This is a genomic window from Mucilaginibacter sp. P2_A4 (assembly GCF_056405015.1).
Genome location: NZ_JBFUCX010000005.1, coordinates 1 through 25614, shown reverse-complemented (window position 1 = coordinate 25614; position 25614 = coordinate 1). Strand labels below are relative to the sequence as shown.

The window sequence follows — 25614 nt, the reverse complement described above, 5'->3', positions numbered from 1 at the left end:
ATATTTTTATCAGCTCAACACGCCTTTATAAAACATGCCCGCCTTTTTTTTTGACTTTTGACTTTTACCTTAAAAACCTACCATTCTTTAGCCCGTACCTGCTCGCGCATTGGTTCAAACTGCGCATGCGGGTCTTTTTCTTCGGGAGCATTTATGAAGTGAGCAAAACGCTTACGCATTCCAGGACTTTCAATAACTTCTTTCCACTCACAGTGATAAGTATCTACAAGGGCCTGCATTTCTTCTTCCAATTGCCCGGCCAAACCAAGACTATCATTTACAATTACATTTTTCAGATAGCTCATACCGCCATCCAGCTTATTTAACCAGGTTGCGGTACGCGTTAACTGATCGGCAGTTTTGATGTAAAACATCAGGAATCTATCCAGGTATTTAATACAAGTTGCACTATCAATATCGGTAGCCAGCAATTGCGCATGCTGTGGCTTTGAACCACCGTTACCGCATACATATAAATTCCAGCCTTTTTCTGTAGCTATAATTCCAAAATCCTTTGATTGCGCCTCGGCACACTCCCGCACACAACCGCTTACACCGCCCTTAAGTTTATGCGGGGCGCGAATCCCTTTATACCTGTCCTCTATCTCAATTGCAAAAGTTACACTATCATGCAAACCAAACCTGCACCAGGTGCTACCCACACAGCTTTTCACTGTACGCAGCGCTTTACCATAAGCATGCCCGCTCTCAAAACCGGCATCTATCAGCTCCTCCCATATTAAAGGCAGATCGCTCAAATGCGCGCCGAACATATCTATACGTTGCCCGCCGGTTATTTTTGTATACAGGCCATATTTTTTGGCCACCTGGCCTATCACGATCAGTTTATCCGGCGTTATCTCGCCGCCAGGAATACGTGGCACTACGGAGTATGTACCACCTTTTTGAATATTAGCTAAAAACCTATCGTTACTATCCTGAATAACTTCCTGTTTAACAATTACATCATTCCAGAGACTTGACATAATACTGGCTACAACCGGCTTACAAACCTCGCAACCATCACCTTTGCCATAATGGTCAAGCACCAGGTCGTAATTTTTAAGTCCGTTTATTTTTACCAGATCAAATAACTCCTGGCGCGAGTAATCAAAATGCTCACAGATCACATTTTTAACATACTGGCCATTTGCTTTCATGGTGCCGGCAATCAGATCTTTCACCATTGGCACGCAGCCACCGCAACCCGTCCCGGCCTTGGTGCATTTTTTCATGCCATCTATACCGGTTACGCCACCTTCACTTACCGCCGAGCAGATTGCCGATTTGGTCACCGCCTCGCACGAACAAATAAGCGCATCATCGGGCAAACTCATTACACCCGCACCCTCACTTGCAGCTCCACCTCTTGAACCCAGGATAAGGTCTTCAGGATCTGGCGGAAGAACAATTTTATTATTTACCGTTTGCAACAGCATATTGTAAGCATCGGCATCACCAATTAATATACCCCCCAATAAATTTTTACCATCATTGGTAATGTTTATCCTTTTATAAATACCCTTATGGGTATCCTCAAACAAAATAGTGCGACAATCAGGCTCGGTTATAAATGCATCGCCAAAACTGGCCACATCAACACCTATAAGCTTTAACTTGGTACTCATATCGTACCCGTAGAATGATTTATCAGCCTCGGTTAAATGAGCGGCCACAATATCAGCCATCTCATAACCGGGCGCAACCAAACCATATATCATTCCATCATACAAAGCACATTCGCCAATGGCGTAAATGCTTTCATCGCTGGTTTGCATTTTTTCGTTTACAACAATACCGCCACGGGTACCTACATGCAAACCGGCAAGCTTTGCCAATTCATCGCGAGGACGGATACCGGCAGAGATCACCAGCATATCAACCGGAAGTTGACTATCATCATTAAAGCGAAGCGATTCGATCTTTTTTTCGCCAACAATAGCTGCTGTACTTTTATTTAAGTGAATATGCAGCCCCAGCTGACTCAGCTTCAACTGCAGCATATTACTACCGGCCGAATCTATTTGCCTCGGCATTAATCGCGGAGCAAATTCAATAACATGCGTTTCGGCAATACCAAGATCTATCAAAGCCTTAGCCGCTTCCAACCCAAGTAACCCGCCACCCATCACTGCACCACACTTTGCGTTGGTAGCGCAAGCCTTTATCAATTCCAGATCCTCAATGGTACGATAAACAAATACACCTTCTTTTTCAATCCCCGGAATATCGGGCACAAAAGCCGATGAACCGGTAGCTAAAACCAGGCAATCATATTTCAGCGTTACGCCTTTTAAGGAGTGGATAGTTTTTTGGGAACGATTGATTTCCTGGATAGGATCATCAAGATGAAGCGCGATACCATTATCGGCATACCACGATAAAGTGGAGAGCGACAGATCATCGGCGGTTTTACCATTAAAATACTCGCTCAGATGCACCCTGTCATAAGCATGGCGGAGCTCTTCACCAAAAACAATTATTTGGAACTGGGTTGATCTGGCTAAAAGTTTCTCACAAAACTTATAACCTACCATACCGTTGCCAACAACAATAATGGTTGGTTTTGACATATCGAAATTTTTTAAATGTTAAAGCAATTTTCAAACTAAATACACTCAACTGCGACCCTGATTGTATTTCATTACAATTATAACTCAAAAAAACATCAAATAAAAATTTAAATTCATTTTTTTATTAAATAAATCATGTTTATTGGCATTATAATTCATAATTTAGTGCTATTGATATAATATAAATCAATATTTAACCTTAATTTATTGATGATTTTACAATTTAAGCAAAAATCATTAAAACAAAACGGGCAAATACTTGATTTTTTAACGTCAAATTTGAAAATATGCAAAATAAAATACAAATTCCGGAATTATTTGTGATTGGAGCAGGTCCAGGAGACCCAGAATTGATAACAATGAAAGGATATAAGGCACTTCAACAAGCAAATGTGATATTATATGATAACCTTGCCAATAAAGAGTTGCTGGATATAAGCCGGGAGGATTGCGAAAAAGTATATGTTGGCAAACAACCCTATGGCGATTATACCCCCCAGGAAACCATTCACGAACTGATAAAACATTACGCATTTACCAAAGGCAGTGTGGTAAGATTAAAAGGCGGCGATCCATTTATATTCGGGCGCGGGTTTGAGGAGATCATTTACGCCCGCCAGCATGGCATTACTACACACTATATACCGGGCATTACCAGTATGCAGGCATCCGGCCTGGAAGATATTCCTTTAACCCACCGCCTGGTAAGTGAAAGCGTATGGATGGTTACGGGCACTAAAAAGGACGGACGACTATCTGCCGATCTTGCCTGCGCCATGCAAAGTAATGCCACTGTAGTTATATATATGGGCATGAAAAAACTCGCGGAAATTGCACTTACTTATGTAACTGCTGGCAAGGGCGATACGCCGGCAGCTATTATACAACATGCTTCGCTGTCAAAACAAAAATCGGCAAAGGGAATGGCTAAGGACCTTGTGGCAATTGCCGCAGAACACCAACTTACCTACCCGGCCATCATCATTATTGGCGATGTGGTTAACATAAAAAACTAAGAATCAGGTATGAAGATCAGGATAAAAGGAAATTCCCTACGGTACAGGCTTACCAAAACCGATGTTGAACAATTTAACAGGGATGGCTATGTTGAAGAAACAACCACTTTTGGCACACAACTATTTAAATATGCCTTGCAACGCTCCAATGCCGAAGTTTTAACTGCGAGCTTTAATAATAACACTATTACCATGTACATGCCGGCAACTATGGCCAACCAATGGACAAGTACCGACCGCGTAGGATATGAAAGCAACATCAATTCCTTATACCTACTGATTGAAAAGGATTTTAAATGCCTGGACAATGTAGCCGAAGACCAGAGCGACAATTACCCAAACCCTTTAGCCTTTAAAGGCTAAAACCGCTATTTAGAATAGTAAACAGATCAGGGAAGTTTAACAGCCTGCCGGGCCAATAATTGCCATTCGGATTTATTTTTTACCCATACCAGCAATATTCCAATTTTAACCTTGCCGGGGCCTTTACCGGCATCGTTGGTAGTTGCCGACAAAACATGCCTCACAATGGCCGTATTACCTGACAGGGTGATCTTTTGCTCAGACAGATCGATGGTAACAAAATCCGACACCCCACTGGCTATACTATGTATAAATTCCGCTTTACTTTGCAGTACACCACTCGAATGACCATAACTCAGACCACCTGCTGTTAACTTATCAAGCGCCAGGCTATCAGCATCAACCATTGCTTTACGCAAACTCTCTACCACTACGGCAACCTCATCAACTGATTTTTTCGACTGGGCTTTTACCAGTTGTGGCTTTACGCTGTTTATCATAATCAAGCAAAACAAAAATTTAATTCCCGAACTAATTTTCATGGCCTTATAAATTGGTTAATAAAATTTTCAAAACGATGTACTATTCTTTCCTACCTGCCGGAACCTGCTTTAAAAGCCATGCCGATATATCGTTTGCCGCCTTATCGTTTTCGTATCCAACGGGTAAACGCCCGTTTGTATATTCATTATAAAGCCAGGGATCGCCAATGGCTAAAACTGTTCCCTTACCATACTTTGTCATAGCAATTAATGCAAATGAATTTTTACTTAAAACAGCCTTCGCCCGTCCTTGTAACGTAATAGAACAAACATCTTTCATAAATATCTGGTTGGCGGTTTTAAAAATAGGGTTCCCCCTGGTTTCAATGGCTCCATCTGCAAAATGACTATCATCAATAACATGATTTTGCAGATCGTTATTAAAATGCATACCAAATTTTGCTGCCAGCAGATTAAAATGAGGTAACTCCACATTGGCGCTATCATTAGCCAGCATTACCAGCACACCACCGTTTTTCACCCATAAAGCTACAGCTTCCGCATCTGTTTCGGTTATATAATTAGGGTTTGGATTTTCCTTTTTGGTATCGGGATCAACAATAATGTATATAGCAGTTCCCTTTAAATTAGCCTGAGTGGGTGCCGACGTAAGTGAATCTAAGGTCGCACCACATTTCTTAAATGCATCTCCCCATATGGAATAGCCGGTATTTTCTTTTTCATCCCACAGGTAATGAAATCGCTGCGATTTCCCGGCAACTTGATGCACCTCATGATTATAATAATAATCTAATTTAACAACCTGCGATTTTGCTTCATATACCGCCGGACAGAGCAGCAATATGCATATCAACCTTTTTATAAACATCCTGTAACCCATCATAATTAAAAAAGCGTTAACCCCTGTTGTTGATTAATAATTGGTTACCAAATGTATTGCCGAATGCCGTTTTTTACATCATCAGGACAAAAAATATTTACTACATCGATGGAGTAAAAAATAATGAGTAGTTGGAGGCAGTAAAATAATAACAAAGTTAAAAGCAAAGCCTATGGCTATTGGCTAATTGGGCTTGATGAATTGCGTATAAAAACCTGGGTAGGCAATACTACAGTTTCAAATCCGGTGACATTTCTTCTGCTTTCAATTAAGCTAATAAGCATTTCTGTTGCTTTTTTACCCATCTCAAAGCCGGGTTGGTAAACCGTACTTAATGAGGGGCTTAATACATCAGCCAGTTGTGTATTGGTAAAGCCAAGCAAGGCAATATCTTCGGGGATTTTAAAACCTAATTTATGCAGCAACAGCAAGGTTGTAGTGGTAATCCTGTCCGAAGCGGTAAAAATAGCATCGGGACGGTTTGGCGACAGTAAAAGCTCATTAAGCGCCTTTTCTATTTCATCAAGATCCTTACCGCCGTGAAGGCAATATTTTATATATCGTTCATCAGGTTTAATGTCATTCTCTTCGAGCGCCAGCAGGTAACCCTTTAATCTTTCGGCGGTGATAGATACGTTTACAGAACTTGTAATGTGCGCGATTTTCCGGTATCCGGCATTTATCAATGCTATAGTAGCTTCATAGGCGCCCTGAAAATTATCCGCAATCACTTTGTGGGTTTCAATTTCATCACTTACCCTATCAAAAAAAACAATGGGCAGGCCCTTTTCGTGGAGCTTTTTAAGATGATCAACATTATTTGTTTCTGTGGATAAGGATATCAGCAACCCATCAATTGAGCGGTAGATTAAATGATTTACATTTAACATCTCCAGATCATAGGATTCGTGGGTTTGCGTGATAAATACATTGTAGCCTTTGCTATGCGCAATAAATTCTATCCCGTTAATAACCTGGGAAAAAAAATGATTATCAATGGTAGATACCACAATTCCTAAAGACCTACTGTTTCCCTGCTTTAAGCTTTGGGCCATGGGGTTAGGCTGATAATTGAGCCTTTTAGCACATTCCAGGACCCGTTGTTTGGTTTTCTCCCCAATTTCATGACTATCCTTTAACGCTTTGGATACTGCTGAAGTGGAAATCCCCAATTCTTTGGCAATATCTTTTATAGTGACCGCCCCCAAATTCATACTTATGCAATTACTTAGCTATGTTTACTACAGTTAACAAACTAATCTGTAGTAAACATAGGTAAATTAACGAAAATATAAATCCGGCATTGGCCAGGAATTAAACAAACTGATTAAACGCCACCAAAAATAGAAAACCCGCCATCTACACAAATCATAGATCCGGTTACAAATTTGGATGCATCACTTAACAGCCACACCAGCGCGCCTATCAATTCATCAGGATGACCGAAACGCTTGAATGGGGTTTGCTTTATCACCAGCTCCCCTCTCTCTGTATATCCGCCCTCGGGTTTGGTAAGCAAGTTCCGATTTTGCTCGGTGAGGAAAAAACCAGGCGCCAAAGCATTCATTCTGATGGAATCGCCATACCGGTTGGCTAATTCCACCGCGAACCATTGGTTATAACAATCAACCGCAGCTTTGCCAATATTATAGCCCAATACCTTGGTAATGGCTCGTTTGGAGTTCATAGAAGAAATATTGACGATGCTGCCTTTACCCGTTTGCGCAATGGCCTCGCCAAATACCTGTGTAGGGATAATAGTTCCCCAGGTATTTAGATCCATTACGGATTTCATACCGGCAATATTCATTTTAAAAATATCCTCATCGGGTTGCAAAACGCCTTGCGGCATGTTACCACCTGCACCATTCACCAATCCATCCAGCCTGCCGAAAGTATCCATCAGCTTAACCTTCGCTGTTTGCAATTCCGCTTCGTTTAAAACATCAGCCACCAGCGCAACCGCTTTGCCGCCATTTTGGTTTATGGCAGCTGCACGCTCCTCGGCTATATCTGCATTTCTGCCTAATATGCCCACCGCGCCCCCTGCCTCTACAATACCGTTTATAAACGAATTACCTAATATGCCTGTACCGCCCGTAACTACAATTACTTTACCGGCCAATGAGAAATTGTTTTCCAATGTATTATTCTTTTTTAATTGATTATCGGATATCTGGAATAGCAATGGGGTCCATATCGGTGTAATCGAGATTTTCCCCTGCCATTCCCCATATAAAGCTATAGCTTGCTGTTCCACTGCCTGCGTGAATACTCCAGGGTGGCGAAACCACCGCGTCGTAATTATTCATAGTGATATGACGGGTTTCCTGCCCCTCACCCATATAATGAAATATTTTTTGCCCCTGTGGTACATCAAAATAAAAATAGGCTTCCATACGGCGGTCATGTACATGGGGCGGCATAGTATTCCATACGCTGCCATCATGCAAAATGGTTAAACCCATTACCAGCTGGCAACTTTTTATACCCTCCAGGTGGATGTACTTATTGATAGTACGATGATTGGCTGTGGATGCTGAGCCCAGCGTAACTTTTACCGCATCGGCATGTGTTAACAGGGTTGTTGGATGCTGCGCATGTGCCGGTGCCGAAAGCATATAGAACACGGCTGGCTCATCGGCGTTTTTACTGGCGAAATGCACACTTTTTATGCCTTTTCCAATATACAAACAATCCTGTTTTTTAACGTCGAATGATTGCCCGTCAGCTACGATAACACCGTCACCGGCAACGTTGATAATACCCATTTCCCGGCGTTCCAAAAAATATTCAGCCCTAAGGTTGGGGTAATTTGGCAACAAGACTTCTGTATTCACCGGGTTGGCAAAACCAACAATCATCCTGTCGTAATGTGTATAAGTGCAATTAATATCACCGGGCTGCACCTGGTTTTCTATTAAAAAACGACTTCGCATGGTTGCTGTATCGTAGCGTTTAAAATCCTCCGGATGTACACTGTGTAATACTTTCAAGGTTATATATTTTAGTTTAAATCTCTGCAATTCTACAACCCAAACCACGCATTTTAAAAAAATAGCGCGCTTATTTTTACTTCAACGTTGTAGTAAAAAAGAATATTTCAATGGTTTAAAGCCGCTAAAGTTGGCATAGAAAAATTCCTGGTGGTGAATTTAGGCAAAAAAAAACGGGACAAACGATCAAAATTTGATGTTGTCCCGTTTAAGTTTTCCCACATGGACTCGAACCACGATTGTCTGAACCAGAATCAGAAGTGCTACCATTACACCATAGGAAAATACATAATCAGCAGGATCTGGCATCCCGTTTCAAATGCAAATATAATACGTAATGCCTTATTTAACAAAAAATAGTTTCCATTACCCTTTCCCAATTTATGCCTTTGACGCCTGTCCGGTGCTTTCTATTCCGATGCAAACTCTTTTTTCATCACTTATTTGCTTCGGCATATTTTTTAAAGTTGTCAAGAATTGCCTGCCATCCTCCCCGTTGCATTTCTATGGGATTGGTAGTTTCGGGCTCAAATGCTTCTATTACCCGGGTTGAACCATCCTGGCTAATGAAATCAATTTTCACTTTCCGGTCATCATCCATTGTGTACTCAATCAGGCTGTATTCCTTTACGTTAGTATAAACGCCTCCAAAATCAAAACTGAAACTACCATCTTTGGCAGCCATGGTAGTTTTAAACTTACCATCCTTGCGCAGGTCATTATCGGCGTAAGGAGCATGCCAATCGTCAGATGCATTACACCATTTGGTAATGTGTTCTGGTTTTGCCCAAAATTCCCAAACTTTTTCAACAGGAGCGTTTACTATGCACTCCACTGTGATGGCTGTTTTATTTAACGTTTCCATTTTTCAATTTATTAAGATGATTTTCCTTTTGATAAAATTAGGGCATTTTTTCAAAGTCTTAAAGTGCAAATGCGACATTTAGGGGGTGTAAATTACCATGGGGGAAAACACATAAACATCCGTTATTGCGAGTCATGAAGTAATCTCTACGTAGGCAGATCAGCTTCAAAAATTTAACTTATTAGCAACAAAAAAGCCGCCTGTAAAAACAAGCGGCTTTCTTAATACAAGTGAATACTCCTTAGTCCTCGTTTACAAACGAGCGCAGCATCCAGGTATTTTTTTCGTTGAATTGCATAAAGCGGTTCACCATATCGTTGGTGCCATCGTCACCTGCTTCGGCGGTGATGTCTAATATTTCTCTTTCTTTAGCAATTAAAGCAGCCAGGTCTTCAATAATGGCTTTCACCATCAAGGTGTCTTTTAAGCCTATGGTTTGTATTTCTTTAATCTGTGATGTGGTGATATAATCTTTAAAAGTACTATAGGGAGGCTTACCTAATGACAGGATTCTTTCGGCCAGCTCATCAATAGTTAGTAAAGCCGCGGTGTACAGTTCCTCAAACTTTATGTGCAGGGTAAAAAAGCTTGGGCCTTTTACATTCCAATGGCAACCGCGCAGTTTCTGATAATGAATATGGTAGTTAGCCAACAGATCATTAAGATGGTCAACAACGGGTTTTACTTTTACTTCTTCTAAGCTTATTTCTTCAGCATTCATATTAATAGTGATTTAGTTTTTTAACACAGGCGTGGTAGCATTGTTTGGTAAAATTAAACAGTTTTGAATATAATAAATCATATTTGTAAACTTTATGACAAAGCTGCTACCATTCATACAACATCAATGTAAACACCCCATCTGGCGTATGGAAATTGATGAAATAAGCAACATTATATTCCTTGAAGTACGGAGCAGCGAGGATAAAAAAGTAAGTTTCACCTCAATAGATCTGGGCGATGGACGCATCCACTTTACAGAGCTTAGCACGCCAGAACGCTGGCTCACCGGTATCGAGGCTGCTCACAATGGCGTGCTGCTCACCCACAATTACCAGTCAGAAAAAGGACCGGTACACAAAGGCCTGGTCAGCATTGATGGGGTTGGCGGGCAAACGCTTTGGAGTAATTACACTTTGGCCTTTGACCACCTCTCGGTAAACGGACCAGTAGTTTACAACGCACAAATTCAGCCTAAGAAATTATTTTTGGCTGATATAAAAACCGGATCAACGTTAAGGGCTTATCAACCCGTTATCGATACACAATTGGATAACCATATTGTAAGCGCCCAATTACTGCCTTATTCGTTTTTAAAACACATTGCTTTGCCCGCAGAGCCTTACGGAAATACCGTGCACTACATGGAGCACAATAATTATAGAATTGTATCTTTGCACACATTTTTGGATGAACAACTGGAGCAGCATCTTTATATTTATAATGATGAAGATGTTATTGTTTATCACGATTTGTTGCAAACCAATATACAAAAATTGCAGCCCGAGGCGTTTGTATTGAATAAGAATAAACTGATCTACCTCAAAAACAGGTCGGAATTAATTGTTTTAAATTTATAAAATACTGTATTATAACATATTATGAAATTAAAGATCCTTTTATCGATCGCTCCCCTACTCACATTTTCTTTATCCGTTTTAGCAAATACCGCCGTTGATTCTCTAGGCGTTGAAAACCTTAACGGCAAAAAAATCATCCTTCACAAACTTGATCCAAAAGACAATTATTACTCCATAGGCAGACGCTATAATGTAAGCCCAAAAACTATTATACAGTTTAACAATAACGCCACGCTAAAAATTGGCGGCACTATTAAAGTACCTACCGAGCGACCATTTGTTGAAACAACCGCACAAACACCGGCTCCTGTACAACAAACTAAGCCAGTCATTCAAACTCCTGTTGTGCAACAAAAAACACAGGTACAACAACCTGTTGCCAAACCACAGGTGCAAGCCCCGGTAACACAGCAACCCGTTACCCAACAAGCATCACCTGTTGTGCAGCAACCCGTAAGCAATGCCCCAAAAACAGCTGCACCTGCCCCTCAGCAAGCTACTGATACTAATATGGATAACGTTCAACAGTACAAAGTATCTGCAGGCGAAACGTTAACTTCAATAGCCAAACGCTTTAATACTTCAGTTGATGACATTAAGACCCTTAATAACCTGAGCGCTGATGATCTTAAACCAAACCAGATCATTAAAGTACGTACCGGTTTGCCTCCCGAAGACAGGACTGTGGCCAAACAGGATGCGCTGAAAACAGATTCATCAACCATGGCAATTGATAGTGCTGATGCTAAGTTTAAGGCCAACCGTTTTGGATTGTATGAAAAAAACGAAAAGGGTGTAGCAACCTGGGTTGATGATACCAGCCTTGACCCTAAAAAAGAATTGGTTTTACACCGTACAGCCCCTATTGGTACCGTTATTAAGATCACCAACCCAATGAATAACCACACCACCTATGCCAAAGTTGTTGGCAGATTTACGGATAGCGAAGCTACCAAGAACGTGCTTATTGTAATGACCAAGAACACCGCCGATGCTTTGGGTGCTTTGGATAAACGTATTAATGTAAATATCAGCTACGGCAGCCCGAATGAATAAACCTTATATTGTTGGAATTGCCGGTGGAAGTGGCTCTGGTAAAACCTTTTTTTTGAAATGTTTCCTGGAGCATTTTACACAGGATGAGGTGTGCCTGGTATCACAGGATGATTATTATATTCCTGTGGCCCATAAGATGACCAAAGAGGAGAACAAACTGTACAATTTTGATTTGCCAGATACTATTGACCATCAGCACTTTCAGGAAGATATCAGCAAATTATTAAATAAGGAAACCATTCTTAAGCACGAGTATACTTTCAATAATCCTGATGCTATTCCCAAAGTGCTTGAAATTAAGCCTGCTCCAATTTTAATAGTGGAAGGCTTGTTCATCCTGCATTTTAAAGATATAGCCCAACTATTGGATATGAAGGTGTTTATTGAAGCAGATGAAGATATAGCGCTACAACGCCGCCTTAAACGTGATTTGATTGAACGTGGTTACTCGCACGATGACGTGATGTATAAATGGCTTAACCATGTAGTGCCCGCATATAAAGAATACCTGCTGCCTTACAAAAACGAATGCCACCCGATTATTACTAATAATAAGCATGTGGCTGATGATATTATGGCTGTAACAGAGGAAATCTCTGCAAACTTGAGGGCAAGGTTATTTTGATTTGAAGATTGAGTCATTTGAAGATTTGAAAATGCTTTTCCGCTTTAATTTTCAAATCTTCAAATGGCATTTATTTCATATTAGCTACCTATAATTTTCCTGGTTTGGTCGTAGTAATCGTCTTTGGTAATTACGCCGGCATTGAACAGGTCTTGGAGCTTTACCAATTCGGCTTCTATTTTAGGGCAGCAATCAGATGTGCCTAACCTATACATTTTCAAGGGATCTTTCACCGTTTTAAGTCCCCATATTAAGGAAACTATCCAACCTATGATTGTCCATCCTAAAAAAATATTAAGTAACAATACAGATTTGTAATTGCATTTTTCGCAAGCTAATATTGATGGCAGGAAATATATTGGTGTTGCAATTACTAAAAATATAAAAAGCAGTATCAATTCGGGATAACCTATCATATAAATTAAACTAAGGGACTTATTATGCAATATAACAATTTAATGACAATTGTGTTGTGAAATAAACAATTATCATTAAATTTTTACATTAGAGAATAATTTCCGGAATCTCACCCTCTACTATAAGCTTGCCGGCTGTCGCCGATTTTATTTCTTCAATAGTTACTCCGGGCGCACGTTCCAGCAGTTTGAATCCTCCATCGGGCAATACGTCAAAAACCCCCAGCTCGGTTACAATCTTTTTAACACAATGAACACCGGTTAAAGGCAAACTACATTGGGGCAATAGTTTTGATTCGCCTGCCTTGTTTACGTGCTGCATGGCTACGATTATATTTTCCGCCGATGCCACCAGGTCCATAGCGCCGCCCATGCCTTTTACCATTTTACCGGGAATCTTCCAGTTGGCGATGTCACCATTTTCGGATACCTCCATGGCACCCAGGATGGTTAAGTTAACTTTCCTGGCCCTGATCATCCCAAAGCTCATAGCCGAATCAAAAGTAGCCGAACCGGGCAACATGGTAATAGTTTGCTTACCCGCGTTTATTAAATCCGCGTCTTCCTCACCCTCAAACGGAAACGGCCCCATCCCAAGCAAGCCATTTTCTGACTGTAATACCACATCCATAGTTTCTGGAATATAATTGGCCACCAGCGTAGGAATGCCAATACCGAGGTTAACATAATAGCCGTCTTTAATTTCTTTAGCAATACGTTTTGCTATTCCTTGCTTGTCTAACATCTGTTCAATTTGAAAATTTATCAACCCGTCATTGCGAGGCACGAAGCAATCCCAAACTAAACAGATCGGCTCTGTAAATCGGGGATTGCTTCGTACCTCGCAATGACGACCATTTTATAGCTTCTTTCAATCCTTACTCCTTTATCCTTACTCCTTTATCTCCCAGTCTCTTACTCTTTTGACCTCACCGTCCGGTGCTCTATCCTCTTTTCGTAATCTTTACCCTGAAAAATCCTGTGCACGTAAATTCCGGGTGTATGTATATGATCGGGCTCTAATTCGCCTGCCTCAACAAGTTCTTCTACCTCTGCAATGGTTATTTTACCGGCCATTGCCATTACGGGGTTAAAGTTGCGGGCAGTTGATTTATAAATAAGATTGCCCATCGTATCTCCTTTCCAGGCTTTTACTATGGCAAAATCGGCATCAAAGGCCATTTCTATCAGGTAGTCCTTCCCATTAAAGTTACGAACCTCTTTACCTATCGCTACTTCTGTACCTACGCCGGCAGGCGTAAAAATAGCAGGCATCCCATAACCGGCAGCCATGCAGCGCGTGGCCAGGGTTCCTTGCGGTATCAAGTCAACCTCCAACTCACCGCTCAGCAACTGGCGTTCAAACTCAGCGTTCTCGCCTACATAAGATGATATCATTTTTTTTACCTGTCTTTGTTTTAGCATAAGGCCTATACCAAAATCATCAACCCCGGCATTGTTGGATATGCAGGTGAGCTGCTTTACCCCTTTTTTAACAAGGGCTGCTATGCAATTTTCTGGCAAACCGCATAAACCAAAGCCACCCAACATCAGGGTCATACCGTCTTCAATATCGCGGATGGCCTCATCGGCATCAGTAACTACTTTATTCATGTTCAATAATTGGTTAACCAAAACTACTTAAAATAAGCTAAGAAAGACGAAGGATGGAGGGACAAAGGATAAAAGAAATATTTGATAATTGGCACTCCCTTAATACCCTTGACTTAGGGCCTATTCTCTTACAAATTAAACAATCAAAAACAATTAGAAAAATATGGTATTATATATTTATCAACTTATAAAACTATGGCACTAAACGACAAAGAGTTTTTGAGTGAAGACAGCAACCATTCAGAACAGCAGGGCAAAAAGCCCAATGCTTACCGTGTGGATGATGATAATAATTTGACAGAGAAGGACCTGCAACATGGCTTCCCTGCATCAAAAAACGATATGAAAAAACAGGATGCCCCCGGAATGGAAGGGCATGGAATGGGCGGACAAAACTTTGGAGAGAACAGCCTCACACCTTCCGGTGATGATGAGGCAAATCCATTGCTAAAGGCCGCATATATCAACGCTCATTTCAAACAGACCCAACCAATTGAGGAGCACCTGGAGAATAGCCATTTTAAAGATCCAGACCAGTTGGGCCAATTAAACGATGATGCGGCTGTAGTGGCGGCTGCAAACAGGCGGCCCGATGAGGGCGGTGATGAAACTACAAACGTTTGCGATCACATTGTACAAACCCGGCAAACTTACCAGCAAGGCACTGCTGATAGCGATGGCAATAATAATGGGTGAAAAATTGGTATCAGACAAAAGACAAGCAGGTAAAAATCCTGTCCATCCTGCTAAATCCTTAAATCGTGTTACCACTTCACCGTTTTATCCATAAACGCTACTAGGTCATCAGCCATTGCTTGCTGCTCTTTTACGCTTGGGTGGCCGTTGGTATTTTTGTAGGGGATCATGTGGGTATAAATCGACTTATCATTTAAGCCTGCAACCGCCTTTTCAATATATCCCGGCCATGGAGAGCCCTCTTTGGTAGCATCCATACTGCCCAGGATACAAAGGATCTGCGCTTTGGGATATTTTTTACGGATGTTTTTTACCATTTCGCGATAGGCTTTCACAATCTGTTCCTCTTCTGGTTTTTTTGTACCAAAACGCTCCTTAAACTGTGGATTATCGGGCAGTTTCACTATCCACGAATCATTTTGGAATAGGTTGATCACTACCACATCCGGCGTGTATTTGGTAAAATTCCATAAACTCGTCGGATCGGTTGGATCTAAACGGTTATACATCTCTGGCATAATCAGCGGGAACCAGCTTACCATTACCCCAATACCACTTTTAGCTGTACAAACATATGCAGCATTATAATGGCGGGCGGTTATAGCGGCATAACTGACGTAGCCATTTTCATAAGGGGCGGTACCTCTATCCTGCCCGGTAGTGTCTTCCACGGCGTACCCACAAGTTATGGAGTTGCCAAAAAATTCAATCTTGCGTTTTTTAACGGGTGGAGCCGGCAAGACGGAAGCACCTTTATCTAAAATAAACTGGTAAAAAGTGGTTTTACCCATCTCCCACTCCGTACGTTTAAATATTTCCAAACTATGAGGGCCAGCCGGTAATCCCTCGGCCAGCGTGTAGGTTTTTTTTACGTTTTCCAGGTGAATAGTGCCACTTACTTTACCGTCCAATACAACGGTAAAATAATTATCTCCGCGTTCGTCCTGCAAAATAACAGATGCGCCGGTGCCATCAAAATTAATCATAGCAGATGAGCCGGTCCAGTAAAATTCAGCAGCCTCATCCGTCATGTTGATACGACCTGTATAGCGGATGTGCAGATCCTTGCTTTTAAGTACTAAGCTTTGGGCTGTACAGTTGGATAATGTTCCTACAGAAAGCAGGAACAGAACAATAAGGTATAGTTTACGCATTTTGAAAAAACGGTTTACAGCTTTAAATTTATGAAACTTAATAACGCAAAGCAAATGACCACCGTTGCTGACTACCTGTCCCAATACTTAATCAACAGGCATACCAAATTGCAACAGGTAGCCATTATAATCATAAACAGCAAATTCGCGCATGCCGTAATCAAAGGTTTCCAGGGGGTAGCATATAATAGCCTTTCCTTTTAGTTCATTCCAGATGTCTTCTACTTTATCTGTACGGATATAAAAGGAACCGGTAAATTTGGGAATACTAAATGTGGTATGATCATTTGGCAGGGCAAACATAATCTCTACCCCGTCCCGGCTTACCGTGGCCCAGCCCCAATCTTCATCATACCCCACACAAGTAAAACCCAGGTTTTCAATATAAAAATCAACACTGGCCCTCACCTGCCGCGTGTATAACATTGGAGTAAGATTTTTTAGGGGCATGAGTATATTTTTATTTCAAATATACATAAGTCTGCCGTAGGCATGCTCGCCTTGCGCGCGGTTAACCCACACGTAACATAATTTATACAAAATAAATATATTACGGATACGTTTTGTGAAAATTTTCAGGTCTTCTTATTCAGCCCCTTTTATAGCCTATTTAAAATATACATAAGTTATTCCATCACCCCCTCTATCGGCATGTTCATCTTCCATACGGTCAACCTGATCATACTTTTTAAGGTATTGCCTTATCATTTTCCGCAAGATGCCATCTCCCTTGCCATGAATTATTTTCAGGTTATTAAAGCCCATCATCAGCGCCCGGTCAAACAGTTTTTCAATGGCGTGCAGGGCATCTTCGGTACGTTGCCCGCGCACATCAATCTCCGGACTAAAATTGGCAAAATCGCTGGTATGCGAATTCATTGTCCGCCTGATCTCTTTAGGGACTGATGATTTTGACACTTTTTCCACCCGTTTCTTTTTGGCAACGGTACGCAAATCGCCAATAGCAATTACCACGTTATCGCGGATGACTTCTATCACCTGGCCCGTTGTTTCAGAATCGGTTAGTTTTACCCAATCGCCTGGTTTTATTTCTTCATCTGCAGTTGCGGGGTTGGGCTTTACCGGTTCAATTTTAACCGTATTCTTCTTTAACTCCACATTCAGGTTCTCGCGAAGGTTACGCGTTGTTTCCTTATCGGCATTGCTGCTTTTTATCTCTGATATGGTATTTTCAACCAGTTTATTGGCGTTAAGGATAATGTTTTTAGCCTGATCTTTGGCATCTCTTATCAACGCCTTTTTGTTTTCGTCGAGATAGCTTTTCAGCTTTTCATTCTCAGCCTGCAGCTCGTTTACACGGCGCTGTTGTTTATCCAGTTTTTGCTTTGTCTCGAAGATCTCGCGTTTTTCACGTTCCAAATCAACCAACAATGTATCTACCTTTTTTTGCCCTTCGCTTATTTTATTTTTCGCAAGATTGAGCACATTTAGCGGCAAACCTATCTTTTGAGCTATCTCGAAAGCGTATGAACTGCCCGGCTTACCAACTTCCAGCCGGTAAAGCGGTTTCATCTCTACGTTGTTAAAAAGCATCGAGGCATTCTCTATTCCCTCTGTATTGCTGGCAAATATCTTAAGGTTGGAGTAGTGGGTGGTAACCATACCCTTCACTTTTTTATGGTTGAGTGATTCCAGCACCGCTTCGGCAATAGGGCCGCCAAATTGAGGGTCGGTACCGGTACCAAACTCATCTATCAGTATCAGTGTTTTACCATTTGCCTGCTCAACAAAATTCTTCATTTTGGATAGATGGGCGCTGTATGTACTCAGGTCACTTTCTATTGATTGGTCATCACCAATATCAACAAACAGTTGCTTAAACACCCCCACTACGCTGGCTTCGGCTGCAGGTATCAATAAACCCGCCTGCACCATCATTTGCAGCAAACCTACCGTTTTCATACAAACTGATTTACCACCCGCGTTAGGGCCGGATACTACGATGATCCTGGTGCCCTCATCAATCTGCACATTTAACGGCACTACGGTTTTTTGTTCCTTTTTAAAATTGAGGAACAACAGCGGATGCCGCGCGTTAAATAATTTCAGCTTAGGCTCGTTGATCACCTGGGGCATTTCGCCCTCTATATCTATGGCAAACAGCGCCTTGGCGCGCACAAAATCAAGCTTGGTTAACAGGCTGTGGTACGATAACAAAAGCGGCGCATAAGGCCTCAGTTCGGTTGTTAAGGCCGTTAATATTTTCACTATCTCCCGCCGGCGCTCAAATTCAAGGTCGCGAACGCGGTTATTGAGTGTAAATACCTCTTCAGGTTCCATATAAACTGTTTGGCCCGAGGCAGATTCGTCATGAATAAAACCTTTAAGCTTGCGCTTATTTTCGGCCAGCAGCGGGATACATAACCGGCCATCGCGTACGGTAAGCGAGCCATCAGCCGTCCACCCACTCGATGAAGCATTTTTAAATATCTGGTCTATCTTTTTACGTGCTTCCTGCTCAGCTTTGGCAATGCCCGCTGTTATCTCCTGCAAATCGCGTGATGCATTGGGCCTGATCTTTCCTTTGGCATCAATAACCATGTCTATCTTTTTCAGGATAGCTTTTTCTATAGGCAGGTGCTCAAACAGCGCTTCCAGGTTGGGATACAATCCCTCGCGTTCACTAAAATAGGCAATAACCGCAAATACGGTTTGCAGCGAAGCCTGTACCTGGTAAAACTCTTCCTCGCTTAAAAAAACGCCCTCAATACGGGCTTTATTAGCGAGCGACTTGATATCGAAAAAATGATGGATGGGCAGGGCGGCATCGTTTACCAGTATATTTTTAAACTCATTTGCCTGGCTTAAAAACTTGGCTATCTGGTCAAAATTGCTCATCACCTGGATCTTATCAACCATCTGCTGCCCCATTTCACTCAGGCAATGCGCTTTTATTAATTCTTTAACTTCGGTAAACCCAAGCTTATCAACACTATTAATTGGGTACAGCATTACGCTTTGATCTATGTTTTAATTTTTTAAATTTCTTATTTTGAATTGAATCGCGTTTTGCATACTGCGCTTTTCTTGTCTTCAATTCCTTAAGAGAATCGGCCTTTTGAGCCAATGTTTTTGGTTTTTTATTTGCTTTTTTCGCAGAATCAATTTTCAATGAATCAATTTTTTGCGAAGCCAGGCGGTTTTTGGTTTGTACAAGATTTACAGAATCCATCAAGGCTTTAATACGCAAATCAACCTTATCATATATAGCCGAAAGCTTATCTGGCTCCTCGCTGTAATAATTCAAACTTTTCCTGAACTGTGCCGAATCGACACCGATTTTTTTAAATACAGCCAAATATTTGCCCATACCATATTTATACAAGCTATCTGGAACTTGTGTACCATTGTATAATGAGCCATCTACCAGGTGAATTTGCACCAGCAAAGCAGCCATAACGTTGGGCTGAATAAACTTATTGGGGACACTATCGCTTTTACAACCGCACAAAAAAAGCGTAACTGAAAAAAACAAGATCAAGTATTTATACATTCTGTAATTTAGCGGCTAATTAATTAAGCAAATTTACGGATAAATGAGCATTGCAGATAACATCAAAAGCTTAAAAAAAGAAACGGAAGCCAACAACGTTATATTGTTGGCCGTATCGAAAACAAAACCAGCCTCAGAACTGCAGGAAGCCTATGACGCCGGACAGCGTTTATTTGGCGAAAACCAGGTGCAGGAACTGGTTGAAAAATATGAGCAATTGCCTAAAGATATTGAGTGGCACCTGATAGGGCACCTTCAAAGCAACAAGGTAAAGTATATTGCCCCCTTTGTGAGTATGATACAATCTGTTGATAGTATTAAGCTGTTACAGGAGATAAACAAACATGCTTTAAAAGCCAACCGGGTAATTGATTGCCTGCTACAAATTTACATTGCCGATGAGGAAACTAAGTTTGGGCTGGGGTTTGATGAAGCGATTGAACTGCTGCGGTCTGATGAATTTGGTACTTTTAAAAACATCAGGATCCGCGGGTTAATGGGGATTGCTACTAATACCGATAATGAAAAGCAGATAAAAGATGAATATTACGAGCTGAAGACATTTTTTGACGGAATAAAGCAAAGCTATTTCAGAAAAGATGATAGTTTTAGCATTTTATCGATGGGCATGTCAAGCGATTATAAAGTGGCGATTGAACAGGGCAGTAATATGGTACGCCTGGGCAGCACCATTTTTGGCACCCGGGTGATAAAGCATTGGAAGAATAATTAAGGTGTTGCGAGGATTGGGGGTGCGTGGTGCGGGTATTTGAATCAGAAGTTTTTATAATTAAGAAATTACAAAGTTGAAAACAAACAATACAATAAACAATACCAATCAAAAACTCCCTCTTCAAGGGACTGGAGGGATTCGTGTTGCTGTTAAAGAAGATTGCCCGCGCTTAATGGAACTGGTGAACGAACTGGCTCTGTATGAAAAGGCGCCTGAAGAAGTAACCGTTACTTTAGATGAATTTATAGATGCAGGTTTTGGCGATAAGCCCGTATGGAAAGCTTTTGTGGCCGAGGTTGACGGCATAATAGTAGGCTTTGCTGTTTATTACATTCGCTACTCTACATGGAAGGGTAACCGCATGTACCTGGAAGACCTGATTGTGACCGAAGAATATCGCGGCAAGAAAATAGGCAGACTACTGTTTGATCGCCTGATTGCCGAGGCCAAAGAACTTGGCTTTAGCGGTATGGTATGGCAGGTTTTAGACTGGAATGAACCCGCCCTTAACTTTTACAACAAATACGAAGCTAATATTGAAGCCGGTTGGCTAAACGCCTCCTTATCAAAAGAACAGCTTCAAAATTATTAAGAAGCTGTTTGAAACTATAAGCAGACTGTCATTGTGAGGTATAAAATTCCGGGGATTCAGAAAGAAAAATAACCTTTTAAAAGGTTTGTCATCCTGAGGAACGAAGGATCTATTCGCAGGCTATACAGGGCGAAGAAGCATAGCGAATAATAGATCCTTCACTCCGTTCAGGATGACAAAAAGTTTTTTAGTTAATACGTCATAGGTAGGAACGAAGGATCTATTCTTAAACTGTACAAGGCGAAGAAGCATGGTGTAGAGTAGATCCTTCGTCCCTCAGGATGACAAAAGGGGTTATTTAATAAATTTAAACACCTGTAAGGGATGAAAAATATCATTAGGCTTTGTTTTGCATGTGTTGGGTTTGCCTTTGCATCGTGCCAGTGGGGTGTCCCATCAAAAAAAATAAACGAAACGGTAAAGGATACATTGGCCTACACCTATAAAACCATCCATGAACGCGCTGCCGATTGCGGCAACAAGCCCGATAGCACCTGCACTGTGGTAAAAGTTAAATACGCTGTTTTCACAGGCCAAAAAATACTCAACGATTCGGTTACCCGGAAGCTGACCAGCATGTTTGCAATGGATGGTAAACCAGATAGCAGCGTTGAACTGATGAGTAAAAACTTTTTAAAGACCTATACCGATTTCAGGAAAACCGATCCTCGATCGGCCATGTATTTTACGCTTGATAGCCACGCCAAAGTGCTAATGCAGGATTCGGGCATTACTACGCTGGAGGTCGGCGGTTATAACTTCCAGGGTGGCGCTCATGGTGCATCAGCCACTTTTTTTATTAACTGGAATACCAAAGACAACAAAAGCATCACCCTGGATGACCTTTTTGTAGCCGATTACCCTGATAAATTAAAAGCCATCGCCGAAAGGATTTTTCGCAAAGAAGAAAAACTAAGCGACACCTCTTCACTGGCCCGCGATTATTTTTTCAAGGATAATAAATTCGCTTTGAACAACAACTTTTCTGTTACCCCGATTGGGCTTAAATTCATATATAATCAGTACGAGATAAAGCCTTATGCAGCGGGCATCACCGAACTGTTTATCCCCTATTCACAAATAAAATCATTACTGCGGCCAAATACCGTGGTTAGTCAATATATTAAATAAATGCTTGTATTTAAATTCGGAGGGGCATCGGTTAAGGATGCCAGTGGTATCATTAATTTGGCCAGTGTTGTTAAAAAGTATGCTGGTGAGCAATTACTCATCGTAGTATCGGCCATGGGTAAAACCACCAACGCGTTGGAGAAACTTACCAAAGCTTATGTAGATCAGACTGATGATATGCATGAAATTTTTGATGGTATTAAGCAATACCATTTTGATATTTTGCATGAACTGTTTGAAACCGGTCACCCGGTGTTTGATGATGTAGCCAATACCTTTGTGGAGATTGACTGGGCCATTGAAGATGAACCGCACGACAGCTATGATTTTATTTACGACCAGATCGTATCCATCGGCGAACTGGTATCAACCCGCATTGTTACCGCATATTTAAATAAAGAAGGCATAAAAAGCCAGTGGCTTGATGTACGCAGTTATATCCATACTGATAATACTTACCGCGAAGGCATCGTGCAGTGGGATAAAACAAAGGCAAGCATCAGCAACGATATCCCGGCCATGCTACAGAAAGGTGCAGTAATAACCCAGGGCTTTTTAGGCGGCACATCCGAGAATTTCACTACCACCCTGGGCAGAGAAGGTTCTGATTATACGGCATCTATATTTGCCGCATGCTTGGGTGCCGAATCGGTTACAACCTGGAAAGATGTACCCGGCATACTCAATGCCGACCCTAAGTTTTTCCCTGATACTGTAAAGTTTGATGAGTTATCCTATTCCGAGGCCATCGAGATGACCTATTATGGCGCAAGCGTTATCCACCCTAAAACCATAAAGCCACTGCAAAACGCCAATATACCATTGCTGGTAAAACCCTTCACCCAACCTGATGCACCCGGAACGGTGATCAAAGAAGACGGCATCAATAAATTTGAAAAACCGGTTATCATCCTGAAACAAAACCAGGTGCTTTTATCTATCTCCACAAAAGATTATTCCTTTATTACTGAGGATCATTTGAGCGGAATTTTCGGGTTGTTTGCTCAAAGCCAGGTTAAAGTGAATGTAATGCAAACATCGGCACTTAGTTTTTCGGTATGCTTTGATTTTTATGAAGAACGCTTTGAAAACTTGTTAACCAACCTTAAACAGGAGTTTAAAGTAAAATATAATACCGGCCTTACCCTGATTACCATAAGGCACTACACCCAAAATTCATTGAAGGAGTTAACCGCCGATAAAACTATTTTATTAGAACAGATCAGCAGGAATACAGCACAGGTGGTAGTGAGGTAATTAGGATATGTTGCTTCACATTAGCTAAGTCTCTTTTTTATTTATATTATATTTGAGCATGAAGGTAATGACGATCATCAAGGACTCCGTAACTATCGGGGTAGGAATTTTATCGGCTGGATTTGGCCTCAAGGGTTTTTTGCTATCCAGCCATTTTATTGATGGCGGGGTAACAGGCGTATCTATGCTCGTTGCCGATCTATCGGCTATCCCTATCTCCGTGCTCATATTTGTTATTAACGTACCTTTCCTGTGGTTGGGCTATAAAAAACTGGGCCTTGGGTTTGCCATAAAAAGCACCATAGCCATTGGCTTATTATCAGTAAGCTTAGTAGTTATCCATTTCCCTGATGTTACACATGATAAATTGCTTACGGCAGTTTTTGGAGGGGTGTTTATTGGTACCGGCAGTGGCCTGGCCATTCGTGGTGGTGCAGTGCTTGATGGTACCGAAATAGCAGCAGTACTTGTGAGCAAAAAAACACAGTTACTTAAGGTGAGCGATTTTATCTTACTGCTTAATGTGTTGATTTTTGGTCTGGCGGCATTTTTTTTAGGTGTGGAGCCGGCAATGTATTCTATACTAACCTATATGGCTGCCGCCAAGATGATTGATTTTATATTGAATGGTATTGAGCAATACTCGGGCATTACGGTTATATCTACCCATAGCGAGGCTATCCGCAGGGCTATTACTATTAATCTTGGCCGTGGTGTTACCATTTACCAGGGTAAAAGCGGTTACGGTAAAGATGGGCATGTGAATGATCCGCGGGATATTGTTTTTACCGTTGCCACCCGTTTAGAGATCCCTTCATTAAAACACACCATCCTGAGTATTGATCCTAAAGCGTTCATTGTTCAACAAAGTGTTGATGATACTACAGGCGGGCTATTAAAACGTAAGGGACTGCATTAATATTGATCTGAATGAGCAAATCAACACCTTTCCATGTTGCGGTACCGGTTTATGACCTGGACGAAGCACGCAAATTTTATCGTGAAGTATTAGGCTGTAGCGAAGGCCGAAGCGATACCAATTGGACCGACTTTAATTTATATGGTCACCAATTTGTGATCCACCTAAAACCTAAACCCGTAACAGAGATTAAACCACATTTTAACCCTGTAGACGGGCATGATGTACCCGTGCCACACTTTGGCGTTGTGCTTGAATGGGATGACTGGACCACCCTGGAAGCCAGGCTAAAAAGCCACGACATTAAATTTGTAATTGAACCTTACATCCGCTTTAAAGGCCTACCGGGCGAACAGGCCACCATGTTCCTCTTTGATCCTTCGGGCAATGCGCTTGAATTTAAGGCTTTTAAAGATCTTGGGCAGTTGTTTGCAGTATAATACTGAGCAGAAAGCGGAAGGCTCAAGGCTTAAAGCTTTTTTGTAACGGCTTTCCGCTTTGAGCCTTTTGCTTTAAGCTAACACCCCTACCGGATGCTTATGCTCGTCAATAGCCACGAAGGTAAAAGTACCGGTAATGGCTTTTTCGCGCACAAAGGAGTACATCTCTTCAATAAATATCTCTACCAAAACTTTCATACTGGTATTGCCAATGTGCGATACAGTGCCCACCAGCTCAATAATGGTACCTGCGGGTATAGGTTTGTTAAAGTCTATCCTGTCGGATGATACGGTGACCATTCTTTTACGGGTGAAACGGGTAGCGGTAATAAAAGCCACCTCATCCATCATAGCCATAGCCGAGCCGCCAAAAAGGGTATCGTAATGGTTGGTATTATTAGGGAACACGGTTTTAAATATCCGTGTTTCGGATGCTTTAATTCTTTCTTCTGTGGTCATGATGATTTTATTGAAATAGATCTTTTAGCCTACATAAAAATGCGTCATTGCTGTAAGGGTTTAGTAATTCGGTAACAGAATCAGGTATTTTTATTTGTTGTTTAGGGTGACCATATCGATAGGTTTTTTACCATTGATGCCCTGATGTGGCCGTTCCCAGTTATAATAAACAAGATATTTGAGGAGTTCATCTTCCAGCTCTTCAAAGCTGTCGAAATCGGTATCTTCAATAAGGTCTTCTTTAAGGGTCCTCCAAAAGCGTTCCACCTTGCCGTTCGTTTGCGGCCGATAA

29 protein-coding genes are annotated in these 25614 nt (G+C 41.5%); 12 read left to right on the top strand and 17 right to left on the bottom strand.

The annotated features are described in order from the left end of the window. Positions 1–77: 77 nt before the first annotated feature. Positions 78–2573, bottom strand: coding sequence for a nitrite reductase large subunit NirB (nirB, locus tag AC1DYB_RS11205; RefSeq protein ID WP_477434913.1), 2496 nt, complete (start codon positions 2571–2573; stop codon positions 78–80). Positions 2574–2860: 287 nt separating this feature from the next. Here nirB and cobA point away from each other — a divergent pair, with 287 nt between their 5' ends. Then, positions 2861–3589: a uroporphyrinogen-III C-methyltransferase gene (cobA, locus tag AC1DYB_RS11200; protein WP_477434910.1), complete on the top strand. Its 729-nt coding sequence runs from the start codon at positions 2861–2863 to the stop codon at positions 3587–3589. Positions 3590–3598: 9 nt separating this feature from the next. After that, positions 3599–3952, top strand: coding sequence for a DUF7009 family protein (locus tag AC1DYB_RS11195; RefSeq protein ID WP_477434908.1), 354 nt, complete (start codon positions 3599–3601; stop codon positions 3950–3952). Positions 3953–3978: 26 nt separating this feature from the next. Here the strand turns inward: AC1DYB_RS11195 and AC1DYB_RS11190 are convergent, their stop codons facing one another. The 7 genes from AC1DYB_RS11190 to AC1DYB_RS11160 all read right to left on the bottom strand — a co-directional run bounded on the left by AC1DYB_RS11190 (position 3979) and on the right by AC1DYB_RS11160 (position 9857). After that, on the bottom strand, positions 3979–4392 hold the full coding sequence (locus AC1DYB_RS11190) for a nuclear transport factor 2 family protein (RefSeq protein WP_477434906.1): 414 nt from the start codon (positions 4390–4392) through the stop codon (positions 3979–3981). An 82-nt stretch (positions 4393–4474) separates the two neighbouring features. Continuing rightward, positions 4475–5278 carry a DUF4350 domain-containing protein gene (locus AC1DYB_RS11185; RefSeq protein ID WP_477434904.1) on the bottom strand — a complete coding sequence of 268 codons (804 nt, stop codon included), beginning with the start codon at positions 5276–5278 and terminating at the stop codon, positions 4475–4477. Between the two features lie 173 nt (positions 5279–5451). After that, on the bottom strand, positions 5452–6489 hold the full coding sequence (locus AC1DYB_RS11180; protein ID WP_477434902.1) for a LacI family DNA-binding transcriptional regulator: 1038 nt from the start codon (positions 6487–6489) through the stop codon (positions 5452–5454). 113 nt (positions 6490–6602) lie between these two features. Continuing rightward, entirely contained in the window at positions 6603–7418 is an 816-nt protein-coding gene (locus AC1DYB_RS11175; RefSeq protein WP_477434900.1) for an SDR family oxidoreductase, read from the bottom strand. Positions 7419–7440: 22 nt separating this feature from the next. Then, entirely contained in the window at positions 7441–8271 is an 831-nt protein-coding gene (gene kduI, locus AC1DYB_RS11170) for a 5-dehydro-4-deoxy-D-glucuronate isomerase (RefSeq protein WP_477434897.1), read from the bottom strand. Positions 8272–8707: 436 nt separating this feature from the next. Further along, on the bottom strand, positions 8708–9136 hold the full coding sequence (locus tag AC1DYB_RS11165; protein ID WP_477434895.1) for an SRPBCC family protein: 429 nt from the start codon (positions 9134–9136) through the stop codon (positions 8708–8710). Positions 9137–9377: 241 nt separating this feature from the next. Beyond that, complete coding sequence (locus tag AC1DYB_RS11160; RefSeq protein WP_295713909.1) at positions 9378–9857, bottom strand: Dps family protein; 480 nt, start codon at positions 9855–9857, stop codon at positions 9378–9380. A gap of 94 nt (positions 9858–9951) precedes the next feature. Between AC1DYB_RS11160 and AC1DYB_RS11155 the strand changes: the two genes are divergently transcribed. From AC1DYB_RS11155 to AC1DYB_RS11145, 3 genes are read left to right on the top strand one after another with little or no spacing between them, the layout of a single operon-like run. Next, positions 9952–10716, top strand: coding sequence for a DUF4905 domain-containing protein (locus AC1DYB_RS11155; protein ID WP_477434893.1), 765 nt, complete (start codon positions 9952–9954; stop codon positions 10714–10716). 21 nt (positions 10717–10737) lie between these two features. Further along, a complete protein-coding gene (locus AC1DYB_RS11150; RefSeq protein ID WP_477434891.1) occupies positions 10738–11772 on the top strand; it encodes a DPBB and LysM peptidoglycan-binding domain-containing protein in 1035 nt (344 codons plus the stop codon). Next, on the top strand, positions 11765–12397 hold the full coding sequence (locus AC1DYB_RS11145) for a uridine kinase family protein (protein ID WP_477434889.1): 633 nt from the start codon (positions 11765–11767) through the stop codon (positions 12395–12397). The genes AC1DYB_RS11150 and AC1DYB_RS11145 overlap by 8 nt, the downstream gene beginning before the upstream one ends. 80 nt (positions 12398–12477) lie before the next feature. On the opposite strand, the gene AC1DYB_RS11140 is transcribed toward AC1DYB_RS11145, so the two are convergent. The 3 genes from AC1DYB_RS11140 to AC1DYB_RS11130 form a co-directional block, all read right to left on the bottom strand. Then, positions 12478–12813, bottom strand: coding sequence for a superinfection immunity protein (locus AC1DYB_RS11140; protein WP_477434887.1), 336 nt, complete (start codon positions 12811–12813; stop codon positions 12478–12480). Positions 12814–12901: 88 nt separating this feature from the next. Next, complete coding sequence (locus AC1DYB_RS11135) at positions 12902–13558, bottom strand: 3-oxoacid CoA-transferase subunit B (RefSeq protein WP_477434885.1); 657 nt, start codon at positions 13556–13558, stop codon at positions 12902–12904. Positions 13559–13728: 170 nt separating this feature from the next. Continuing rightward, positions 13729–14427, bottom strand: coding sequence for a CoA transferase subunit A (locus tag AC1DYB_RS11130; RefSeq protein ID WP_477434883.1), 699 nt, complete (start codon positions 14425–14427; stop codon positions 13729–13731). 195 nt (positions 14428–14622) lie between these two features. Here AC1DYB_RS11130 and AC1DYB_RS11125 point away from each other — a divergent pair, with 195 nt between their 5' ends. Further along, entirely contained in the window at positions 14623–15123 is a 501-nt protein-coding gene (locus AC1DYB_RS11125; RefSeq protein WP_477434881.1) for a hypothetical protein, read from the top strand. A 68-nt stretch (positions 15124–15191) separates the two neighbouring features. Here the strand turns inward: AC1DYB_RS11125 and AC1DYB_RS11120 are convergent, their stop codons facing one another. The 4 genes from AC1DYB_RS11120 to AC1DYB_RS11105 form a co-directional block, all read right to left on the bottom strand. Beyond that, a complete protein-coding gene (locus tag AC1DYB_RS11120; RefSeq protein ID WP_477434879.1) occupies positions 15192–16277 on the bottom strand; it encodes an SGNH/GDSL hydrolase family protein in 1086 nt (361 codons plus the stop codon). An 87-nt stretch (positions 16278–16364) separates the two neighbouring features. Beyond that, a complete protein-coding gene (locus tag AC1DYB_RS11115; protein ID WP_477434877.1) occupies positions 16365–16703 on the bottom strand; it encodes a VOC family protein in 339 nt (112 codons plus the stop codon). A gap of 180 nt (positions 16704–16883) precedes the next feature. Beyond that, positions 16884–19250 carry an endonuclease MutS2 gene (locus AC1DYB_RS11110; protein ID WP_477434875.1) on the bottom strand — a complete coding sequence of 789 codons (2367 nt, stop codon included), beginning with the start codon at positions 19248–19250 and terminating at the stop codon, positions 16884–16886. Further along, on the bottom strand, positions 19234–19791 hold the full coding sequence (locus AC1DYB_RS11105; RefSeq protein WP_477434873.1) for a DUF4296 domain-containing protein: 558 nt from the start codon (positions 19789–19791) through the stop codon (positions 19234–19236). Before AC1DYB_RS11105 ends, AC1DYB_RS11110 begins: the two co-directional genes overlap by 17 nt. 43 nt (positions 19792–19834) lie before the next feature. On the opposite strand from AC1DYB_RS11105, the gene AC1DYB_RS11100 reads away from it, so the two are divergent. The 6 genes from AC1DYB_RS11100 to AC1DYB_RS11075 all read left to right on the top strand — a co-directional run bounded on the left by AC1DYB_RS11100 (position 19835) and on the right by AC1DYB_RS11075 (position 24863). Further along, positions 19835–20524: a YggS family pyridoxal phosphate-dependent enzyme gene (locus tag AC1DYB_RS11100; RefSeq protein WP_295713943.1), complete on the top strand. Its 690-nt coding sequence runs from the start codon at positions 19835–19837 to the stop codon at positions 20522–20524. Between the two features lie 172 nt (positions 20525–20696). Next, positions 20697–21116: an N-acetyltransferase family protein gene (locus tag AC1DYB_RS11095; protein ID WP_477435349.1), complete on the top strand. Its 420-nt coding sequence runs from the start codon at positions 20697–20699 to the stop codon at positions 21114–21116. A gap of 324 nt (positions 21117–21440) precedes the next feature. Beyond that, a complete protein-coding gene (locus tag AC1DYB_RS11090) occupies positions 21441–22247 on the top strand; it encodes an RsiV family protein (protein ID WP_477434870.1) in 807 nt (268 codons plus the stop codon). Continuing rightward, the gene (locus AC1DYB_RS11085; RefSeq protein ID WP_477434868.1) at positions 22248–23504 is read left to right on the top strand and encodes an aspartate kinase; all 1257 of its coding nucleotides are present in this window, start codon (positions 22248–22250) and stop codon (positions 23502–23504) included. A gap of 67 nt (positions 23505–23571) precedes the next feature. After that, the gene (locus AC1DYB_RS11080) at positions 23572–24423 is read left to right on the top strand and encodes a YitT family protein (protein WP_295713953.1); all 852 of its coding nucleotides are present in this window, start codon (positions 23572–23574) and stop codon (positions 24421–24423) included. Between the two features lie 11 nt (positions 24424–24434). Next, complete coding sequence (locus tag AC1DYB_RS11075) at positions 24435–24863, top strand: VOC family protein (RefSeq protein ID WP_477434866.1); 429 nt, start codon at positions 24435–24437, stop codon at positions 24861–24863. Positions 24864–24935: 72 nt separating this feature from the next. On the opposite strand, the gene AC1DYB_RS11070 is transcribed toward AC1DYB_RS11075, so the two are convergent. Next, entirely contained in the window at positions 24936–25322 is a 387-nt protein-coding gene (locus AC1DYB_RS11070) for an acyl-CoA thioesterase (RefSeq protein WP_295713958.1), read from the bottom strand. Positions 25323–25412: 90 nt separating this feature from the next. Further along, positions 25413–25614, bottom strand: a 202-nt coding sequence (locus AC1DYB_RS11065) for an integrase core domain-containing protein (RefSeq protein ID WP_477434864.1), incomplete at its 5' end; no start/stop codon positions are given.

Excerpts from the sequence above, each read along its gene's own strand:
- nirB (WP_477434913.1), bottom strand. The coding sequence starts at position 2,573 with ATGTCAAAACCAACCATTATTGTTGTTGGCAACGGTATGGTAGGTTAT.
- cobA (WP_477434910.1), top strand. The coding sequence starts at position 2,861 with ATGCAAAATAAAATACAAATTCCGGAATTATTTGTGATTGGAGCAGGT.
- AC1DYB_RS11195 (WP_477434908.1), top strand. The coding sequence starts at position 3,599 with ATGAAGATCAGGATAAAAGGAAATTCCCTACGGTACAGGCTTACCAAA.
- AC1DYB_RS11190 (WP_477434906.1), bottom strand. The coding sequence starts at position 4,392 with ATGATAAACAGCGTAAAGCCACAACTGGTAAAAGCCCAGTCGAAAAAA.
- AC1DYB_RS11185 (WP_477434904.1), bottom strand. The coding sequence starts at position 5,278 with ATGATGGGTTACAGGATGTTTATAAAAAGGTTGATATGCATATTGCTG.
- AC1DYB_RS11180 (WP_477434902.1), bottom strand. The coding sequence starts at position 6,489 with ATGAATTTGGGGGCGGTCACTATAAAAGATATTGCCAAAGAATTGGGG.
- AC1DYB_RS11165 (WP_477434895.1), bottom strand. The coding sequence starts at position 9,136 with ATGGAAACGTTAAATAAAACAGCCATCACAGTGGAGTGCATAGTAAAC.
- AC1DYB_RS11160 (WP_295713909.1), bottom strand. The coding sequence starts at position 9,857 with ATGAATGCTGAAGAAATAAGCTTAGAAGAAGTAAAAGTAAAACCCGTT.
- AC1DYB_RS11155 (WP_477434893.1), top strand. The coding sequence starts at position 9,952 with ATGACAAAGCTGCTACCATTCATACAACATCAATGTAAACACCCCATC.
- AC1DYB_RS11150 (WP_477434891.1), top strand. The coding sequence starts at position 10,738 with ATGAAATTAAAGATCCTTTTATCGATCGCTCCCCTACTCACATTTTCT.
- AC1DYB_RS11145 (WP_477434889.1), top strand. The coding sequence starts at position 11,765 with ATGAATAAACCTTATATTGTTGGAATTGCCGGTGGAAGTGGCTCTGGT.
- AC1DYB_RS11140 (WP_477434887.1), bottom strand. The coding sequence starts at position 12,813 with ATGATAGGTTATCCCGAATTGATACTGCTTTTTATATTTTTAGTAATT.
- AC1DYB_RS11135 (WP_477434885.1), bottom strand. The coding sequence starts at position 13,558 with ATGTTAGACAAGCAAGGAATAGCAAAACGTATTGCTAAAGAAATTAAA.
- AC1DYB_RS11130 (WP_477434883.1), bottom strand. The coding sequence starts at position 14,427 with ATGAATAAAGTAGTTACTGATGCCGATGAGGCCATCCGCGATATTGAA.
- AC1DYB_RS11125 (WP_477434881.1), top strand. The coding sequence starts at position 14,623 with ATGGCACTAAACGACAAAGAGTTTTTGAGTGAAGACAGCAACCATTCA.
- AC1DYB_RS11120 (WP_477434879.1), bottom strand. The coding sequence starts at position 16,277 with ATGCGTAAACTATACCTTATTGTTCTGTTCCTGCTTTCTGTAGGAACA.
- AC1DYB_RS11115 (WP_477434877.1), bottom strand. The coding sequence starts at position 16,703 with ATGTTATACACGCGGCAGGTGAGGGCCAGTGTTGATTTTTATATTGAA.
- AC1DYB_RS11110 (WP_477434875.1), bottom strand. The coding sequence starts at position 19,250 with ATGCTGTACCCAATTAATAGTGTTGATAAGCTTGGGTTTACCGAAGTT.
- AC1DYB_RS11105 (WP_477434873.1), bottom strand. The coding sequence starts at position 19,791 with ATGTATAAATACTTGATCTTGTTTTTTTCAGTTACGCTTTTTTTGTGC.
- AC1DYB_RS11100 (WP_295713943.1), top strand. The coding sequence starts at position 19,835 with ATGAGCATTGCAGATAACATCAAAAGCTTAAAAAAAGAAACGGAAGCC.
- AC1DYB_RS11095 (WP_477435349.1), top strand. The coding sequence starts at position 20,697 with ATGGAACTGGTGAACGAACTGGCTCTGTATGAAAAGGCGCCTGAAGAA.
- AC1DYB_RS11090 (WP_477434870.1), top strand. The coding sequence starts at position 21,441 with ATGAAAAATATCATTAGGCTTTGTTTTGCATGTGTTGGGTTTGCCTTT.
- AC1DYB_RS11085 (WP_477434868.1), top strand. The coding sequence starts at position 22,248 with ATGCTTGTATTTAAATTCGGAGGGGCATCGGTTAAGGATGCCAGTGGT.
- AC1DYB_RS11080 (WP_295713953.1), top strand. The coding sequence starts at position 23,572 with ATGACGATCATCAAGGACTCCGTAACTATCGGGGTAGGAATTTTATCG.
- AC1DYB_RS11075 (WP_477434866.1), top strand. The coding sequence starts at position 24,435 with ATGAGCAAATCAACACCTTTCCATGTTGCGGTACCGGTTTATGACCTG.
- AC1DYB_RS11070 (WP_295713958.1), bottom strand. The coding sequence starts at position 25,322 with ATGACCACAGAAGAAAGAATTAAAGCATCCGAAACACGGATATTTAAA.